The organism is Flavobacterium sp. FPG59 (genome assembly GCF_002150205.1).
In the GTDB taxonomy this organism is placed as follows: Bacteria; Bacteroidota; Bacteroidia; order Flavobacteriales; family Flavobacteriaceae; genus Flavobacterium.
The window spans coordinates 1-4,007 of record NZ_MTCA01000257.1 but is presented as its reverse complement, the minus strand read 5'-3'; the positions used below and the strand labels follow the sequence as shown (position 1 = coordinate 4,007).

The 4,007-nt window shown below is 29.4% G+C and carries 6 protein-coding genes; all 6 read right to left on the bottom strand.

Translation table 11 applies throughout. The annotated features are described in order from the left end of the window. Positions 1-130: 130 nt before the first annotated feature. Complete coding sequence (locus tag FPG59_RS14570) at positions 131-484, bottom strand: NHLP leader peptide family RiPP precursor (RefSeq protein ID WP_086455298.1); 354 nt, start codon at positions 482-484, stop codon at positions 131-133. Positions 485-584: 100 nt separating this feature from the next. Continuing rightward, complete coding sequence (locus FPG59_RS14565) at positions 585-764, bottom strand: hypothetical protein (protein WP_086455297.1); 180 nt, start codon at positions 762-764, stop codon at positions 585-587. Positions 765-816: 52 nt separating this feature from the next. Next, positions 817-1,161: an NHLP leader peptide family RiPP precursor gene (locus FPG59_RS14560; RefSeq protein ID WP_086455296.1), complete on the bottom strand. Its 345-nt coding sequence runs from the start codon at positions 1,159-1,161 to the stop codon at positions 817-819. Between the two features lie 34 nt (positions 1,162-1,195). After that, the gene (locus FPG59_RS14555) at positions 1,196-1,513 is read right to left on the bottom strand and encodes an NHLP leader peptide family RiPP precursor (protein WP_086455295.1); all 318 of its coding nucleotides are present in this window, start codon (positions 1,511-1,513) and stop codon (positions 1,196-1,198) included. 28 nt (positions 1,514-1,541) lie between these two features. After that, positions 1,542-1,877 carry an NHLP leader peptide family RiPP precursor gene (locus tag FPG59_RS14550; protein WP_086455294.1) on the bottom strand — a complete coding sequence of 112 codons (336 nt, stop codon included), beginning with the start codon at positions 1,875-1,877 and terminating at the stop codon, positions 1,542-1,544. 565 nt (positions 1,878-2,442) lie between these two features. After that, on the bottom strand, positions 2,443-4,007 hold a 1,565-nt coding region (locus tag FPG59_RS14545), incomplete at its 5' end, for an adenylate/guanylate cyclase domain-containing protein (protein WP_086455293.1).

The window sequence follows — 4,007 nt, the reverse complement described above, 5'->3', positions numbered from 1 at the left end:
CAATTCTAACATTATTGTATTCTCAAGAATCAAATTATTCCAAAAATATAAATGATTTATGCTTATAAAAATAAGCACATAAAACAGAGTAATCTTGCCTTATGTGCTATATTTTTAAAGGTATTTCTAACTACCACTCAACTAGAATATCAATATCTATTAAACCCCAAGCATAACTTCCTTTTACATGAACCTTACCACCACCTGCAACAAGTTCCAAATCTTCTTCCGTCAATTCCATATCGAAGTCCATATCTAAATCCTGTGGATTGGCAGGAATGTTAATGTACAAGGTAGAAGTATCTGTTTGATCATTCACCTGAATTTTTAGTCCTTCAAGTTTAAATTCTCCTTTCGTGATCCTAGTAAGCGTGGTAACTGGATCTTCAATTAAACTTTGCTTAAATGACTCGTCTTCCCATGCTTTTGCATAAATTTTTTGCAAGTTACTCTCTGCTTTCTTCTGTAATTCTACTAAATTCATAATTTAAGATTTAATTGTTTATAATTTATTTGATTTTTATTTGTTTAAATTGTTGTTAATATTATTTATTTAATGGATCCAAGATTTATGATATTTAAGCTCACAAAAACATATAATACCATACTACGGATTCTAATTGTTCTTCGTTCAATTCTGTATCAACTTCTGCTTTTGCAGGAATGTTGATGTAAACTGTCTTTTCAATTGCTGCAGCAGGATTAGCAATTAACTCTTTTTTTAAACTCAGTATCTTCCCATGCTTATTGCACAATTTCCGCATAGAGTTTTTGTTTTGGTGTAAATTCTATATAATTAATTTTTATAATTATTAATTAGATTAAATCTAGTTGTGGAAAAGTTGGGATCCAAGGAGTAGGAAAAGTTGGAACACAACCACCAAGACCATCAATTCCACCAGCAACTGCTTCTAATTGCTCTTCATTCAATTCAACATCATCCACTTTTTTTTGTACCGCAGGAATATTTATGTAAACAGTAGATTCATCCGTTTGATCTATTACTACTAATGTTTTACCTTCTGGAAGATTCATTTTTTTTCCAGTCAATTTTTCTATTGCAGCAACAGGATTTGCTATTAATTCTTGTTTAAATGAAGCATCTTCCCATGCTTTTTGCACAATCTCTGCGTACAATTTTTGTTCTTGCGTAAATTCCATTTAATTAATTTTATAGTTTTTAATAGTTTACTTTTTATACGGTTAAAGTAGGGCATATAAAGAGTAGAAAGTCTTTAATTGGTGACTTGCCACCTGCAACAGCTTCTAACTGCTCTTCATTTAATTCCATGTTCTCAAAATCTACTTTAGCAGGTATATTAATATATACCGTAGACTCATCTGTTTGATCTCTTACAACCATTTTTTTTCCAAGTGGCAGGTTGATTTTTTTTCCAGTCAATCTTTCAATTGCAGCTATTGGGTTATTCATTAACTCATCTTTGAAACTCTTATCTTCCCATGCTTTTTGTACAATTTCTGCGTACAGTTTTTGATCTTGTGTGAATTCCATATTTATTTATTTTTTGATTATAAAGAAGTTAGATTTTAATAATATCTTTCAATTCTGGAAATAAATTATTTACTAAATCAGCCCATACCGTTTGTCCACCTCCCGCAATAATTTCTAATTGCTCTTCATTAAGTTCTATATCTTCCATACTAGGTTCAACTGGAATATTCATGTAAACCTTTGATTTATCCGTTTGATCGTTTACCACTAGTGTTTTACCTTCTGGCAATATGATTTTTGCTCCTGTAAGATTCTCAATTGCTATTATTGGATCACTTATTAAGTTTTTTCTAAAATCAATATCTTCCCATGCTTTTGAGATTATTAATCGTAAAACTTCTTCTTTATTTTTATTTTGTCCCATGACTCAATTTCTTAATTAATGTAAAATTAGCTGATCTGTTTGCGACAAAATTGCCAAAAAAACCGACAAAAAAAACATCCTAGTTGCAATCTGTTAAATCATAAATCACAAACCTGATTTTGCTTTTACTCTTTAAATCATTCTCGTTATTAATGTAAAATTAGCAAGTCTATTTCTGATGAAATTGCCAAATAAACCGACAAAAAAAAACATCTTAGTTGCACTCTTCACAAACTATAAAATGTGAACTTCATTTTGCTTTAGCTTCATAATCCGTTCTATTTTATTAATGTAAAATTAGTGTGTCAAATTCTGATGAAATTGCCAAATAAGCTGATAAAACATAGTATGTCAAAATCAACAATTAAATCATTTTCAATAATTTAGACCCGACATTAAGCACAATAAATTCAAGAACAGTTTATCATTTAAAAAAGCTTAATCAAAAAGATCATTTCTTACTGATCTTTTATTTGCTTTTTCATTGATGTAAATTTAAAGTATCTAATTCCTGTAAAACTGACAATTAGACTGACAAAATTGAATTTGAAAATTGGTTTTATTACTAGTGGTTATTTAGTTGGAAATAATCAGGATTCTTTTCAACAAAATACATTTTGATTTCTCCCTTCCCTTTTGCGTGGATGTTGCCGCGGTATTGAAAAACAAAAGATTCATCATCCTTGATTAAATCATATAGTGATTCGCTTATATTTACTTTACCTACAATTCCATTGCTTTCAATTCTGCTAGCCGTATTCACCGTATCGCCCCACACATCATATTGAAACTTTTTTATTCCTACGATACCAGCTACAATGGGTCCTGCATGAATTCCTAATCGCATCTCAAAGGCAGGATTATTATTCGCTTCGTTATTAATTTTTCTTTTAGACATAAAATCCTGCATTTCTAGTCCTGCTAGTACAATATTTGTTAAAGATTCTTTATCAGGTTTGGGGATACCACCAGCTGCCATATAAGAATCACCTATTGTTTTAATTTTTTCAATTTTGTATTTTTCAGTGATTAAATCAAAAGCTTTGAAACAGGTATTTATTTCTTCAACTAAATTTTGAGGAGACATTTTCTCGGCAGTTTGAGTAAAGGATTTAAAATCTGAAAAAAGGATCGAAACTAAATTAAAGTCTTGTGCATTTACAAAACCCTTTTCTTTTAATTCTTGTGCAATTTCTTCAGGTAAAATATTTAGCAATAGCTCTTCAGAGAGGTCTTTTTCAATTTTTAAAGCAATTTTAGATTTTCGAGTATAGTTTAATCTATTCCATAATCCAAGAGCTACAAGAACAATAAAGCCTAATGAGATAATGATAATATTGCGTTGCGTTTCCTTTTTTTGAACTTCTTCCTTATGTTTGATTTCAACAGCATGTTCCTTATTTACATGAGAGATACTATCTAGTAACTGTTGACGTTGAAACTCCATATTCATCATTTTATTTGAAGTTTCGCCAGATTTTAAACTGTCCTTAAAATTTATTGATTTTTCATAAAAATGAAGAGCCAATTTATCATTTTGACTAGATTTATAAGCTTTATAAAGACAATCACATGCCTCTTTTTTTACAGATATAGCTCCTATTTTTTGGGCGGTACTATAACCTTTTAAACATTTTGTAATTGCTTGCTTATTTTTACCTAAATTATTCAGTATTTTTCCAAGCGCAACTTCTGCTATGCTTATATATTGTAGACTATTGATTTCGGTAGCATATTTTAAAGAAAGATTGTAATTAAATAATGCACGTTCAAAATTTGATTGTTTAAAAAACAATTCGCCTAAACTCGATAAAATTTCAATTTTTAATTGTTTATCATTTATTTGGTTTGCATTCTCTAATGCTTGGTTTAAATTTTTTAGTGCTTTTGGGTAATTGGATAATTTTATATAAACAATCCCAGACGCATTTAAGTTTTGAGAGATTGCTCTTAAATCAGTACTATTTTTATAAATCAAATAAGATTTACTAAAGTATTTAAGTGCATTTGGATAATCTTCTACTTGTGAATATATTGCACCAATATTTTGAGAGGTTCCTGCAGTCATTTTCATATCTTTGAACTCTTCTTGAACAACAATTGCTTGTTTATAATAATTTAAGGCTTCTA